This is a genomic window from Paeniglutamicibacter sp. MACA_103 (assembly GCF_045798555.1).
GTDB lineage: Bacteria > Actinomycetota > Actinomycetes > Actinomycetales > Micrococcaceae > Paeniglutamicibacter.
On record NZ_JBIXLN010000026.1, the window covers coordinates 25,291 to 38,528 of the forward strand.

The window sequence follows — 13,238 nt, forward strand, 5'->3', positions numbered from 1 at the left end:
TACAGGAGGGAGGGCCTAGGCCGGGACGTTGGTACGCAACGCCGACTCGTCGTCAACATCGCGTAGCGACTTGCCCTTGGTCTCCTTGGCGAACGAAACGGCGACGATGGATATGACCGCTGCTCCGACTAGGTAGAGGGCAATCGGAGTCGACGAATCGAACTTCTGCAGCAGCGAGAGCGCGATGAGCGGAGCCAGGGATCCGGCCAGAATCGGCGCAAACTGGTAGCAAAGCGAAAGCGCTGTGTAACGCACGTTTGTGGGGAACATTTCCGTCATCAGCGCCGAGTATGGCGCGTAGGTCAAGGACTCTATGGCAAGACCAAGGGTGATGGCGGCCATTACGATCCAGTCGTTGCCAGTGTCCATCATCGGGAATCCGACGAATCCCCAGAATGCGGTCAGCACGGCTCCTGTCAGGTAGACGGGCTTGCGGCCAACGATGTCCGAAAGCAAGCCGACGAGCGGGATCATGCAGAAATGCAGGAAGTGCGCGCCGAACATCAGCAGGAGGATCCGCGAGGTATCCATCTCGACGACCAACTTGAGGTAGGTGATCGAGAAGGTGACAACGAGGTAGTAGAGGATGTTTTCCGCGAATCTGGCGCCAATGCCGATCAGGACAGCGCGCCAGTGGTAGCGCAGGACGTGGAGGACGCCCGGTTGGGTTTCCTGCGAAATGGCCTGGCGGGCCTGCGCTTCCTTGAAGATCGGTGCGTCGTCGACCTTGGTGCGGATCCAGTAGCCGATCAAGACCACCACGGCGGAGAACCAGAATGCCACGCGCCAGCCCCATGAAAGGAATGCCTCTTCGGGTAATGCGCTGGAGAGTCCAAGGAGGACGAGCGTGGCAACCAGGTTGCCCATCGGGACACCTGCCTGCGGCCAACTAGCCCAGAAGCCGCGTCTGTTGTCGGGGCTGTGCTCGCTCACCAGGATGATCGCGCCTCCCCACTCGCCGCCGAAGGCAAAGCCCTGGATCAGGCGCAGGGTCACCAGGAGGCCGGGCGCCCAGTATCCAATGACATCGAAGGTGGGCAGGCAGCCCATGAGGAATGTCGTGATGCCAACGACAACAAGACTCAGCTGGAGCAACGCCTTGCGACCAATGCGGTCGCCGAAGTGCCCGAATACGAGTCCGCCGATCGGACGGGCGGCGAAGCCCACTGCGTACAGCGCAAATGCGGCAATGACGCCATCGACCGGATTGCCCGTCTGCCGGAAGAAGTGGGTTCCGAATACCAAGGCCGACGCGGTTCCATAGAGAAAGAATTCGTACCACTCCGCGACGGTACCAGCCATTGCGGCAGCAACGACACGTTTTAGCCCTGCCGGGGTCGAGGGTTTCGATCCGTCGCCGCCCCTGCCGTTTCGGGTCGTTTTTTCAAGCGTTTCGTTACTGGTCATTTGGTCTCCTTGAGAAGGTGGGCTCCGTCACCCATGTGCCCTGCATCACCGAACTATGCAATGGTACATGTCACATTTTCAAGAAACAATGCTTTTCTCAGATCCAGTTCATTTTTGAGTTCAGCGCCTCCATGCAAGATTCCACGTCGCGTTGACCAGTCCCGAATGCCTGAAGGACGCCGCCAGCTATGTGGTGCCACACGGCATCGACGAGACCTGGCTTGTCGATGCCGCGCTGGCCAGCGGTCCGCGCCGCCGCATCGATGCTCCGGGTGCCGTGCTGAGCGTGGCCGAGTTGGATGGGACCGACGCGGTGCTCACTTCCTCGGCCGTGTCCATCGCCGAGTCGGGCACGATCGTGCTTGATGGCACTTCGGATCAGGGCCGCCGCGCGATGTCTCTGGTCCCGGACCACCACGTGTGCGTGGTCCCGGTATCCACGATTGTGCGCCTGTTCCCCGAGGCGTTGCCGCGCATGGACATCACCCGCCCGCTGACCTGGATCTCCGGTCCCAGTGCGACCAGCGACATCGAGCTCGAGCGCGTCGAGGGCGTGCACGGCCAGGGTCAGCTGGACGCCATCATCGTCAAGGGGCTGTAGGCTGCCACCTCCATTCCGCTGCAGGGCAGTTGATCCGAATCTAGAGTCCCCCGATCACTTCTTTCTCAATTGGACGGCCTTCTCCAGGAACCCGGACTTGCGATACCGCTGTCCCGACCGACCGCGCCAAGGAGCGCGCCCTCGTCGCAAGCGCCCGTAGCGCCTGGGCCACCGAACCGGCGAATAGGACCTGCCGGCTCCAGCGACAACCACTGCCCGCGCAGGCCAACTCGGGATGTGAAGTGCCGCCGCACCAAGAGACCCCATGCCGAACCCGGCACACGTCCACAACCCGCGTTCCGCCCACGCCTTTTGATAAAAGAAGTTGTGAAGCCTTGATTTTATCCAACAAAATTTATCAAGGAATTATTTGATAAGTACTTCCTTCATAAAGCCATGACAGGTTACGCTCCCTAGCGGCACGCGCCGCTACCGACTGATCACCGGGGGTCCGGCGCGGGCATAAAAAACAACAAGGAGAACATTCATGGCACGTTTTTCCACCCCCCTCAGACGGACCCTGGTCGTTTCCGCGGCCGTTGCCATCGGCTTCGCCAGCTTGGGGGCCGGCGCGTTCCCCGCGGTTGCGATCCCCACCGCGGTTCCAGCCGCAAAGTCCACCCCGACACCGAGCGGCGAGACAACGGTCGCCATTGGCTCAGTCCAGCCCGGTGAGGCGTACGACCAGTTCATCGTCACCTACAAGCCATCCGTGAAGAACGCAGGCAAGTCCGAGCGCGCCAAGGCCTGGGGCAAGGCCGCCAGGGACGCGGGCGTCTCCGTCAAGGAACTGCGTGCCATGGGCACCGGCGGCTTCGTGGTCCAAGCCAGCATGGAACTCCGGGGCAACGACGCCAAGGCGTTCATGGCCGATTTTGCCGCTTCCGGCCTCATCGAAGCCATCGAGCCAGATGCAATGATGAAGATTTCGATGAACCCGAACGACACCCGGTATGGCGAGCAGTGGCATTACAGCGGCACCAACGGCATGCGGCTGCCGGCCGCATGGGATTCCTCCACGGGCTCCGGGAGCGTCGTCGCCGTGCTCGATACCGGCATCACCTCGCATTCGGACCTGAACGCGAACGTCCTGCCCGGATACGACTTCGTCTCCAACTCCACCTCGGCCCGCGACGGCAACGGCCGCGACTCCAACGCCCTTGATCAGGGCGACTGGTACCTGGCCGGCGAGTGCGGAGGCAGCACGGCGGGCAATTCCTCGTGGCACGGCACGCATGTTGCCGGTACGGTTGCGGCCGTCACAAACAACTACAAGGGCGTTGCCGGCGTCGCACCGGACGCAAAGATCCTTCCCGTCCGTGTGCTCGCCAAGTGTGGCGGCAGCCTCTCGGATATCGCCGACGCCATCATCTGGGCCTCCGGTGGCAGCGTTCCCGGAGCGCCCGCCAACGCGAATCCCGCCGACACCATCAACATGTCCCTCGGCGGTGGTGGTGCCTGCGGCACCACGTACCAGGCAGCCATCGACACCGCGGTGTCCCGCGGCACCTCGGTGGTCGTCGCCGCGGGCAATGAAAGCCAGAACGCAGCCAATGTGCGCCCCGCCAACTGCACCAATGTTGTCGTGGTCGCCGCAAGCAACCCCTCCGGCGGCCCGTCCTTCTACACCAACTACGGTTCCGTCATCGACGTAACGGCCCCGGGCGGCGACACGCGCTACGCCGGCCAGGGCGTGTTGTCCACCATCAACACCGGCACCACGACCCCGTCCAGCGAGGGTTATGCCTTCTACCAGGGCACCTCGATGGCCACCCCACACGTTGCCGGCATGGTTGCACTCATCAAGTCCACGGCGCCATCGTTGTCGCCGGCCCAAGTCGAGTCCACGCTGAAGAACGGAACCCGTCCAATGCCGGCGGGCTGCAGCATCGGATGCGGCACCGGACTTGTTGACGCCACCAAGATCATGGCTGCCTTGGGCGGGACCACACCCACCCCGGAGCCCGATCCGGAACCGAGTGGCAACCTGCTGGCCAACCCGGGCTTTGAGAGCGGCTCGACCGGCTGGACCTCAAACCGCACCGACACGTTCGAGACCGGTACCGCCGCCCGCACGGGCAGTGGTTTCGCCGGCCTGAACGGTTGGGGCAATTCCAACACCTACACGCTGGACCAGAAGGTCACGATCCCATCCACGGCCACCAGTGCGGACTTGAAGTTCCACCTGCGGGTCCTGACCAATGAGGGCACGACCTCCTACGCCTATGACAAGCTGACTGTCCAGATCCTTGACGGCACCGGCACCTACAACATGGGCACCTGGTCCAACCTGGACGCCGGTTCCACCTACCAGGAGCGAACCGTGAACCTGGACAACTACCGCGGCAAGACCGTCACCTTGCGTTTCAAGGGCGTCGAGGACTCGTCGCAGTCAACGCTGTTCCGCATTGATGACGCCTCCGTGGCCACTACGTAGCGCGTCTTAGGGACCGGGGCTGTCCGTCGAGTGCGGACAGCCCCGGTCCCACATTTCCTCGCTTGCCGATGCGGCCTCAGCCCGGCTTTGAGTCCTCGTCAACCTCTCGCAGGATCCCTTCCAGACGCTTGACGGGGCGGGCGGCATCCCCGAACAAGCCGGCATCGAAGACCTGCCGAAAACCGATCTTCGGGATGGCCACCCTGATGCCGCAGAAGACCTGCCCCGCGGCGTCGGAATCGGCCATCCCCAGTGCACTGACGCCTCCCCCGGTTCCCTCGGAGTTGGCTGCGAACCCGCGCTCGCGAAAGATGCCCAGCTCGCGCACCAACGCCGCGAATTCGAGGTCGGAAAGGCTGAACGCACTGGCGTTCTCCCCGTGGAAAAGTCGTTCGATTTCTTGGGCATCGAGGCGGGCGTTATCGGCCGAGCCACATACCGCTGAACTTCCGAGTCGCTATTCGACCAATTTCCCGGCCGTCGACACTTCCTTGATCAGCTCCGCGATTTCTTCCGGAATCTCCGGGATCGCCTCGCGAACCACACCCGACTTCGGGGACCACACGAGGTTGACTTGCAGCGACGGGTCCATCGCCGGGTAGTCGCTGCGGTTGTGGCAGCCGCGGGTCTCGCGGCGCTCGATGGCCGCCTCGAGGGTGGCTCGGGCGGCCAGGGCGGATCCCTTCAGGTCGAATGCGTGGGCCAGGTCCTGGTACCCGGCGATGTCCGGGTGGATCCCGACGTTCCCCATGCGCTCCTCGATGTCGTCCAGCTTGGCGAGCCCTGCCAACAGGCCTTCCTCGTCCCGCACCACGCCGGCGTGGTCTGTCATCATGTTCCGGATGGCACGCTGCAGTTCACGAACGTTTTCCTGCCCTTCTGCCGCGAGCAAGTCATCGATCTCCGCCCGGGCGCCGGCGAGCGCCTCGGCCGACCGTGGCTGGGCACCAAGCGCGGCCGAGTACTTGGCCGCGGCCCGTGCGACGATGCGGCCAAAGACCAGCAGCTCGATCAGCGAGTTGCCGCCCAGTCGGTTGGCGCCGTGCAGTCCGCTGGAAGCCTCTCCTATGGCATAGAGGCCAGAGACGTCGGTGCTGTGGTCTTCCGGGCGCACCCAGACCCCGCCCATGGAGTAGTGCGCGGTGGGTGCGATTTCGATGGGTTCGGCGGTGATGTCGAGCATCTGCACTTCCATCATGGTCTGGTAAACGCGCGGCAGGCGCTCCATGATGGTTTCGCGCGGCAGGTGCGAGATATCCAGCCAGACTCCGCCGTTCCTGGTGCCGCGGCCTTCCTTGATCTCGGTGTAGGCGGCCAACGCCACGCGGTCCCGGGTCGAGAGTTCCTTGCGCACCGGGTCGTAGCGTTCCATGAACCGCTCCCCCAGCGCGTTGCGCAGGATGCCGCCCTCGCCGCGGGCGGCCTCCGAGATCAGGGTGCCGGCGGCATTCTCCGGTTCGATGATGCCCGAGGGGTGGAACTGCACCAGCTCGGGGTCGCGCAAGCGGGCTCCGGCATCCACGGCCAGGCGGAACGCGTCCCCGGTGTTCTCGTCGCGGCGGGAGGAGGTGCGGCGCCAGATGCGGGTGTGGCCGCCGGCGGCCAGGATGACCGAGTCGGCATGGATGAGGTAGCGCTTGCCGGTGTTGATGTCGAAGCCGTACGCGCCGAAGACCTGGTTGTCGCGCACCAGCAGCCGGGTGACGTACACCGAGTCCAGGATCGGGATCCGCAGCTGCTCGGCCCGGTTCACCAAGCTGCGCTGGATTTCCAGGCCCGTGTAGTCGCCGGCGAACGCGGTGCGGCGGAAGGTGTGTGCACCGAAGAAGCGCTGCGAGATGCGGCCGTCCTCCTCGCGGGCGAATCCCATGCCGTAGCGTTCCAGGTCGTGGATCCCCTCTGCCGCACCGCGGGCGACGATTTCCACGGTGTGCGGGTTGGCCAGGTAGTAGCTTTCCTTGATGGTGTCGGCGGCATGCTGCTGCCAGCTGTCGTCCTTGTCCATGGTGCCCAGGGCCGCGTTGATGCCCCCGGCGGCAAGCGAGGTGTGGGCGTCGTTTCGCGGGCGCTTGCCCAGGGCGAGGACATCCACCCCCATTTCCGCCAGCTCGATGGCCGCCCGGAGGCCCGATCCGCCGGTGCCGATGACCAGGACGGTGGTGGAAATCTGTTGCTCGTTCGCGTTTGTTGTTCTCATGTCTTCAACGCTAGGAACGAGACCTTGATCCGTCCAATGAATTGTTTGACTCGTTTCAATGCGGATACGCTATCGAACATGAACCTGGAACAGCTCCAAAGCTTCGTGGAAGTCGCACGCATCGGCCATTTCACGCGCGCCGCCGCCCAATTGCACCTGGCCCAGCCTTCATTGAGCAGACAAATCTCCACCCTCGAATCGGACCTTGGTGCCGAACTTTTTCATCGGGCACGGGGCAACATCACACTGACCGATGCCGGGGAATCGCTCCTTCCGTTGGCCAAGCGCATGCTCGCCGATGCGGATACGGTCCGCTACGAGATGCAGGAACTTGCCGGCCTGAAGAAGGGGCGGGTTCGCCTCGGCGCCACCCCGACACTGTGCATCAGCTTGGTTGCCGACGTGCTGACCTCGTTTCATTCCGCATACCCGGGCATCGATCTCCACCTGACCGAGCAGGGCTCGCGCGGCCTGCTCGATGAGTTGGCCGGAGGAGCCCTCGATATCGCGCTCATCACCACCTCGCAGGACAGAGCATCCACTGCCTCCAGCCTCCAGCGAACCCCGCTCCTCACGGAGGAACTCGTGGTCATCTCCTCGATGCGGAGTCCGATCCTGGAGGATATCCAGTCCCTCACGTTGGAAGAACTGGCGGCCATCGAACAAATCACCTTCCATGAAAGCTACGACCTGCGCGCAACAACCATGCAGGCCTTCCACGCCGCGGGCCTCACACCCAAGGTCGTTCTCGAGGGCGCCGAAATGGACGCGGTGCTGCGGTGCGTGGAGCGCGGGCTTGGTGTCGCGGTCGTTCCCGCCATGGTCATGCTGGACAGGCCCGGGCTGCGCTCGGCCAGGCTCACCGCTCCGAGCCTTTCTCGCACCATCAGCCTCGCCCACCGCAACGACGTGACCCTGACACGCGCAGCCCAGGCTATGCAGGAAATGATCATGGACACCGCGGACATCCTCGCATCGGCCAACCCCGCCACGACCGGATTGATCACCCGGGCGCCGCAGCAATGAACAGCGCATTGCCCGCCGCATAATGGCAGGACTCGCTGCCGGCCCCAACGTGGCGGTCCCAACACCAGTTTCTGTCCGGAACGCGGCCGTGGACGATTAGGCTGGTGGTAGGCCCATTCGCGCCAGGCAGCTGATGCTCCGTGGGCCCTGAAACAACTTTTCGAGGAATCCCTTGCCTTTCACCCTGGCCCACCCGGCTGCCGTCCTGCCGTTCCTGCGTCAACCCTTCGTCCCGATTGCATTGGTTGCCGGAGCCATGGCCCCGGATGTCCCCTACTTCGCGTTGGTGTCCTCCACGAGCACTGCCTGGTACGCGCCTATGCTCAACGGCGCCAACTCGCATGATTTTTCCCAGATCCTGACCGTTGGCTTGCCGCTCGCGCTGGTGCTGGCCGGTTTCCTGTGGCTTGTGGTGAAACCGCTGCGGTGGGCACTTCCCGACGCGTGGGTCCCGGACAAGCCAGCGCTCAAGGGACGTCCGCCCACGAGTGCCCGGGTTGCGCTGTGGACCTTCTACTCGCTGATGCTCGGACTCCTCACCCACCTTGCGTGGGATTCGTTCACGCACTCCTACGGCTGGGTCGTTGAACACGTGCCGTTGCTGGCCAGCGAGCCTTTTGCCGGGATTGCCGTCTACCGGCTCCTGCAACATGGCAGCACCCTGGCCGGATTGGCGATCCTGGCCCTCTGGTATCTCAAACGGCAAAAGGTCTCCGGGCATCGTGGGAAGACCAATGTTTCGGCGGGCCGGAAAGTGCGCGCCATCCTGCTGTCCCTGTTCCTGGTGGTTCCCGCCGTGACCGCAGCTGTCCTCGGCCTGGGCGCGAATCCCGTCATGGAGGATGCGGCGAGCGCCGGGTCTTTCCTGTGGATCATCATCACCCGTGGCGGAGCCGCACTGGTTCTTGCCTTGACGGCCTATGCCGTTGTTTGGCATGCGGTGGCCATGTTCCGGAAGCTTCGCGCGAGCGCCAGGGCCCGCGACTAGCCTTGCCAGAGTGGTGGCGCCGTACATCTTCACTTGCTATGTTGATGATTACCGACGCCGGCTTCCCTGCGAAGGGGAAGGCATCGACCAAGCGATGCTATTCCACCGGCCGTTTCGAAGCTGCGGAGTGTTGCCTCGGACCAATCAAAGCCAAGGCATCCTTTCTCCGGTGCTTCGCCTGAGGGGTAAGGAAGTCGCCACCATGACGGGCACCACCGATTCAGCAGAAAACCTCGCGGCAGCCATCGCCATTGCCGCGGACAACGTCCGCAACGCAGGCGGACCCTTCGGGGCACTGATCGTGGCCGCCGACGGGTCACGCTTCGAGGGCGTCAACCGGGTCACGGCCAACAACGACCCCACCGCCCATGCCGAAGTCACCGCCATCCGCGCTGCGTGTACCGCCCTAGGCACCTTCGATCTCTCCGGCGCGGTTCTGTACTCCAGCTGCGAGCCCTGCCCGATGTGTCTTGCCTCGGCACTCTGGGCCCGCGTTTCGCGTGTCGTCTTTGCCTCCGACAGGCACGAAGCGGCCGAGGCCGGATTCGACGACGCGGCCTTCTATGAATACTTCGAGGGTGGCGAGGAAGAGCGCTCCGTCCTCATGCCGGTCGAACGCCTCAGCGACGCCGGATTCGACCGTCACGAACCATTCGCCCTGTGGGCGGCCCTCGACACCCGCATCGAGTACTAGGCACGGCGAGCTCGATGACAGCCGCCGACCTGAATCGGGAGCTGGCGAAAGCGCGCCCGCCCCGGTCCTCCACCGGATCCTTCCGGTTGGAATGCGCAGCAGGAAATGCTTCCAGCCCAGCTGCACGCCCACTGGTGTGGTGGGCGGCTCCGTCCCGGAAACGCCAAAGCCCGGCAGGAACGTTTGCAATCCGTTCCTGCCGGGCTCCCGGTGCTTCTCGCTTGACGTCTAAGGCTTGGTGATGAAGCCCTCGGCGACCATCCACTCGAAGGCCACGTCAGCGGGTTCGCGGCCCTTGACGTCAACCTCGAGGTTCATGGTCTGCAGCGCCTCGTCGGTGAGCTTCGGGGAGATCTGGGCAAAGACTTCCTCGATGCCCGGGTACTTGTCCGCGAACTTCCCGAAGAAGACCGGGGAGACATTGTATGCAGGGAAATATCCCAGGTCGTCTTCCAGCACCGTCAGGTCCAGGGCCTTGATGCGCCCATCGGTGGTGAAGACCTCTCCGAAGTTGCAGGCACCGTTGTCGGTGGCGCTGTAGATCGCCCCGGTGTCGTAGAGCCCAACGTTCGAGTCCGGCACCGACTTGGGATTGCCTCGCTCGAGCCCGTAGAGCTCCAGCATCGGATTCAGGCCATCGGAGCGGGAGTTGAACTCCGCGTCGACGCAAAACGTCAGGTCCTTGGGATCCAGGTCCTTGAGCTCGGAAAGCTTGGAGATCCCGCCAAGGTCCTCGACCGCCTCGCTGCGCACGGCCATGGCATAGGTGTTGTTCATGGGCGCGGGGCTGCCCCAGACCATCCCGTTGCCCAGGTCCTGGTCATGCACCGACTTCCACATCTTGGCCTGGTCGGCAATGCCTTCCTCGTGCCCCAGATAGGTCATCCATGCGGTGCCGGTGTATTCCCACATCATGGTCGCCTGGCCGGACTTGATCAGTTCTCGGGCGGGCTGGCTGCCGGGAACATTCGTCAGGTCCTTGACCTTGAATCCGGCGGCCTGGCCGGCCAACACGGCGATCTTGCCCAGGATCAGCTGTTCGGTGAACGACTTGCTGGTCACGGTCATGGTCGGGTTCTCCGGCAGGTCCGGAAGCGGGCTGATGCTGCCCGGTCCGGCAGGCGGGACGTACGAACCCGCCGAGGACAGCCCACAACCGGTCAGCAGCACGCCGGCCGCCGCCGCGAGCGCGGTTGACTTGATCCACTTTGCTGCATTCATCTCTAAAGTCCTTTCGGCCGGGCAAGCTGTTCCACGACAAGGCCAAGCCAGTCGATGAGCAGCGCCAGCAATGCCACCAGCAGGGATCCGGCAATCAGCACGACCGTGAGGTTAAGGTTCACGCCGGTGGTGATCAGGATGCCCAGCCCGCCGCCGTTGATGAAGGCGGCGAGGGTGGCGGTGCCGACCAGCAGCACCAGGGCGGTGCGGATACCCGAAAGCATGACCGGGACCGCCAGCGGCAACTCGACCTTGAACAGCACGGCCATGGGGCTCATGCTCATGCCGCGGCCCGCCTCGACGAGTCGTTCGTCAACCTGCTTGAGGCCGACCATGGTGTTGGTCAGCACCGGCAGGACCGCGTACAGCACCAGCGAGATGACGGCGGCCCAGTATCCGAAGCCCATCCAGAAGGCCAGGATGACGACCAGGCCAATGGCCGGGGCCGCCTGGCCGATGTTGGCCACGGCCAGCACCGGGTTGGTGAACCGGCGCATGGAGGGCCGGGTAAGGACGATTCCCAGCGGGATGGCGATCGCCAGCACGATCAGCGCGGCGACCACCGTGAGGTTCAGGTGTTCGACGGTGTAGCCCCAGAGGACCGCCGGATCCAGCGTGGTGCGTTCGGTCTCGGTCAACTCGGCATTGGCCAGCCAGATGACCACGGCGGCCAGTGCCGCGAGGATCCCCAGCAGCTGCAGGCCCAGCACCCGCCAGGGGCGTTCAGCCGGGCGGCTGGGCTCGGTGAGCTGGGCCAGGTTGGAGCCTGCGGCCAGGGTGCTCATCGCGGTTCCTCCGTGTTGCGCTGCTCCGCCGCCACCGCGTCCTCCACGGAAAGTGCGGGGATGGCGCCGGAGTTCAGGCCGACGGGGGCATCGGAACCGTCGGCGGATGCGGAGTTGGCCTGGGAGATGGCCTCCATGATGGTCTGCACGTTGATCTGGCCGCGGAAGACGTCGCGCCGCCCGGTGACCACCGCGGTTTCGGAGCTTGAGACCAGCATGGTGTCCAAGGCGTCGTTCAGCGTCGATTGGTCGCTGACCAAGGGCATGGACTCGTCGATGGTGTCGTCGATCAGCTGCAGGCGGGAGAGCTGGCGACGGGTGAGGCGGCGGATGGGGCGGCGGCGCTTGTCCAGCACCACCGCATACGAGGCGCCCTCTCCCTGAAGCCGGGAGAGCACGTCGCTGGCCAGCTCGCCGGGCTGCGCGGTGATCGCGTCCATGAGCGCGACCTCGTTCACCCGGGTGAGGGTGAGTTGCTTGAGGCCGGCGCCGGAGCCGATGAAGTTCTCCACGAACTCGTTGGCGGGGTTGGCGAGGATGCGCTCGGGCGAGTCGTACTGGACGAGCTGGGCGCCCTCGTCGAAGACGGCGATCCAGTTTCCGAGCTTCACGGCCTCGTCGAAGTCGTGCGTGACCATGACGATGGTCTTCTGCACCTCGGATTGGATGTTCAGCAGTTCGTCCTGCAGGCGCTGGCGGGTGATCGGGTCCACCGCGCCGAAGGGCTCGTCCATGAGCAGCACGGGCGGATCGGCCGCCAGTGCACGGGCCACGCCCACGCGCTGCTGTTGCCCGCCTGAGAGTTCCTTCGGGTACCGGTCGCGGTAGATGGACGGATCCAGCGAGACCAGCTCGAGCAGCTCGTCGACGCGGGCGGCGATCTTGTCCTTCTTCCAGCCCAGCATCTTGGGGACAATGGCGATGTTCGCTGCCACGGTCATGTGCGGGAAGAGCCCCCCGGCCTGAATGACATATCCAATGCGGCGGCGCAGCGTGTCGCCGTCCATCTTGGTGACGTCCTCGCCGTTGATGACGATCTTTCCGCCGGTGGGTTCGATGAGGCGGTTGATCATTTTCAGGGTGGTCGTCTTGCCGCAGCCGGAGGGGCCGACGAACATGACAATGCTTCCGGCGGGGATTTCAAGGGTGAGTCCGCCGACGGCCGGCTTGATTTGGCCGGGGTATTGCTTGGTGACTACGTCAAGCAAGATGGATGCGCCAGTGATGGCGTCAGAGGATTCAGACACGGATACCTCGCGGGGTGGTAAGTCGGCCGATGCCGAGCAGAATGAGATCAAGAATGAAGGCCAGGATGACCACGCCGATGACGCCGACAAGCACGGAGTCGAAGGCCTTGGCGCCGCCCAGGCGGGAAAGGCCGGAGAAAATGAATCCGCCGAGGCCGGGGCCCAGGGCGTAGGCGGCAATCGCAGCAACGCCCATGACCATCTGGGCCGATACCCGGATGCCGGAAAGTATGACGGGCCAGGCCATCGGAAGTTCAACGGTGGCCAGGGTGCGCAATCGGCTCATGCCGATGCCGCGGGCGGATTCAACAACGGAGGGGGAAATGCCTGCGAGGCCGACAATGGCGTTGCGGATAATTGGAAGTGCGGCAAAGAACGAGACCACGATGACCGCCGGGGTGACGCCGAACCCGAATGGTGCGATCAGCAAGCCGATCGCGGCGAACGAGGGGATGGTCAAGCCGATGGCCGAGACCCCGTTGGCCAGGGAGGATAGAGACTTATTGCGGTAAACCAGCGCAGCGATCACCACGGCGATGATCGTTGCGAGGATCAGACACTGCGCAACGAGCGAGAAATGCTGCCAGGAGGCAAACAGTATTTGGCGGATTCTTTCGCCAATAAATTCAAACACA

The 13,238-nt window shown here is 64.1% G+C and carries 12 protein-coding genes; 5 read left to right on the forward strand and 7 right to left on the reverse strand.

The window, feature by feature from the left end:
- Positions 1-15 precede the first annotated feature (15 nt).
- Positions 16-1,407, reverse strand: a complete 1,392-nt coding sequence (gene abaF / locus ACIPVK_RS13235; RefSeq protein WP_407612442.1) for a fosfomycin efflux MFS transporter AbaF — start codon at positions 1,405-1,407, stop codon at positions 16-18.
- 151 nt (positions 1,408-1,558) lie between these two features.
- Here abaF and ACIPVK_RS13240 point away from each other — a divergent pair, with 151 nt between their 5' ends.
- Together ACIPVK_RS13240 and ACIPVK_RS13245 are read left to right on the forward strand one after the other, a co-directional pair.
- A complete protein-coding gene (locus tag ACIPVK_RS13240) occupies positions 1,559-2,008 on the forward strand; it encodes a lactate utilization protein C (protein ID WP_407612443.1) in 450 nt (149 codons plus the stop codon).
- Between the two features lie 487 nt (positions 2,009-2,495).
- Complete coding sequence (locus tag ACIPVK_RS13245) at positions 2,496-4,445, forward strand: S8 family serine peptidase (RefSeq protein ID WP_407612444.1); 1,950 nt, start codon at positions 2,496-2,498, stop codon at positions 4,443-4,445.
- A gap of 76 nt (positions 4,446-4,521) precedes the next feature.
- On the opposite strand, the gene ACIPVK_RS13250 is transcribed toward ACIPVK_RS13245, so the two are convergent.
- Positions 4,522-4,773: a hypothetical protein gene (locus ACIPVK_RS13250; protein WP_407612445.1), complete on the reverse strand. Its 252-nt coding sequence runs from the start codon at positions 4,771-4,773 to the stop codon at positions 4,522-4,524.
- A gap of 129 nt (positions 4,774-4,902) precedes the next feature.
- Complete coding sequence (locus ACIPVK_RS13255) at positions 4,903-6,612, reverse strand: L-aspartate oxidase (protein WP_407612491.1); 1,710 nt, start codon at positions 6,610-6,612, stop codon at positions 4,903-4,905.
- A gap of 108 nt (positions 6,613-6,720) precedes the next feature.
- Here ACIPVK_RS13255 and ACIPVK_RS13260 point away from each other — a divergent pair, with 108 nt between their 5' ends.
- The 3 genes from ACIPVK_RS13260 (at position 6,721) to ACIPVK_RS13270 (ending at position 9,350) form a co-directional block, all read left to right on the forward strand.
- Positions 6,721-7,668, forward strand: coding sequence for a LysR family transcriptional regulator (locus ACIPVK_RS13260; RefSeq protein WP_407612446.1), 948 nt, complete (start codon positions 6,721-6,723; stop codon positions 7,666-7,668).
- Between the two features lie 172 nt (positions 7,669-7,840).
- A complete protein-coding gene (locus ACIPVK_RS13265; protein ID WP_407612447.1) occupies positions 7,841-8,656 on the forward strand; it encodes a DUF4184 family protein in 816 nt (271 codons plus the stop codon).
- Between the two features lie 202 nt (positions 8,657-8,858).
- The gene (locus ACIPVK_RS13270) at positions 8,859-9,350 is read left to right on the forward strand and encodes a nucleoside deaminase (RefSeq protein ID WP_407612448.1); all 492 of its coding nucleotides are present in this window, start codon (positions 8,859-8,861) and stop codon (positions 9,348-9,350) included.
- A 228-nt stretch (positions 9,351-9,578) separates the two neighbouring features.
- On the opposite strand, the gene ACIPVK_RS13275 is transcribed toward ACIPVK_RS13270, so the two are convergent.
- Genes ACIPVK_RS13275 through ACIPVK_RS13290 form a run of 4 tightly spaced genes read right to left on the reverse strand, consistent with a single transcriptional unit; the run spans position 9,579 to position 13,237 of the window.
- Positions 9,579-10,571, reverse strand: a complete 993-nt coding sequence (locus tag ACIPVK_RS13275; RefSeq protein ID WP_407612449.1) for a glycine betaine ABC transporter substrate-binding protein — start codon at positions 10,569-10,571, stop codon at positions 9,579-9,581.
- Positions 10,572-10,573: 2 nt separating this feature from the next.
- Positions 10,574-11,356, reverse strand: a complete 783-nt coding sequence (locus ACIPVK_RS13280; protein ID WP_407612450.1) for an ABC transporter permease — start codon at positions 11,354-11,356, stop codon at positions 10,574-10,576.
- Positions 11,353-12,603: an ABC transporter ATP-binding protein gene (locus ACIPVK_RS13285; RefSeq protein WP_407612451.1), complete on the reverse strand. Its 1,251-nt coding sequence runs from the start codon at positions 12,601-12,603 to the stop codon at positions 11,353-11,355. The genes ACIPVK_RS13280 and ACIPVK_RS13285 overlap by 4 nt, the downstream gene beginning before the upstream one ends.
- Complete coding sequence (locus tag ACIPVK_RS13290; RefSeq protein WP_407612452.1) at positions 12,596-13,237, reverse strand: ABC transporter permease; 642 nt, start codon at positions 13,235-13,237, stop codon at positions 12,596-12,598. The genes ACIPVK_RS13285 and ACIPVK_RS13290 overlap by 8 nt, the downstream gene beginning before the upstream one ends.
- Between the last annotated feature and the right edge of the window lies 1 nt (position 13,238).

Bases quoted from the DNA above. Each gene is read 5' to 3' on its own strand.
- ACIPVK_RS13275 (WP_407612449.1), bottom strand. From the start codon at position 10,571: ATGAATGCAGCAAAGTGGATCAAGTCAACCGCGCTCGCGGCGGCGGCC.
- ACIPVK_RS13260 (WP_407612446.1), top strand. From the start codon at position 6,721: ATGAACCTGGAACAGCTCCAAAGCTTCGTGGAAGTCGCACGCATCGGC.
- ACIPVK_RS13280 (WP_407612450.1), bottom strand. From the start codon at position 11,356: ATGAGCACCCTGGCCGCAGGCTCCAACCTGGCCCAGCTCACCGAGCCC.
- ACIPVK_RS13270 (WP_407612448.1), top strand. From the start codon at position 8,859: ATGACGGGCACCACCGATTCAGCAGAAAACCTCGCGGCAGCCATCGCC.
- ACIPVK_RS13245 (WP_407612444.1), top strand. From the start codon at position 2,496: ATGGCACGTTTTTCCACCCCCCTCAGACGGACCCTGGTCGTTTCCGCG.
- abaF (WP_407612442.1), bottom strand. From the start codon at position 1,407: ATGACCAGTAACGAAACGCTTGAAAAAACGACCCGAAACGGCAGGGGC.